The 235-nt window shown below is 58.3% G+C and carries 1 protein-coding gene; it reads left to right on the forward strand.

The genetic code is table 11. The features are described from left to right. On the forward strand, positions 1 to 235 hold a 235-nt coding region (locus AAC147_RS12720; protein ID WP_047686809.1), incomplete at both ends, for an AMP-binding protein.

Raw genomic sequence — 235 nt, forward strand, 5'->3', positions numbered from 1 at the left:
CGGTGAGGATATTACCGAAGGCCGTGGCAGCCTGATTGGTCAGCCATTACCTGACCTGCGTGCTTATCTCCTCGATCATCACGGTCAGCCAGTCCCGATTGGCGTAACGGGCGAGCTGTATATTGGCGGGGCCGGTGTTGCCCGCGGTTACCTTAACCGTCCGGCACTGACGGCGGAACGCTTTATTTCTGACCCGTTCTCAACAGCACCGGATGCCCGCCTGTATAAAACCGGT

This window comes from Xenorhabdus sp. NBAII XenSa04, assembly GCF_963866145.1.
Classification (GTDB): domain Bacteria; phylum Pseudomonadota; class Gammaproteobacteria; order Enterobacterales; family Enterobacteriaceae; genus Xenorhabdus; species Xenorhabdus indica.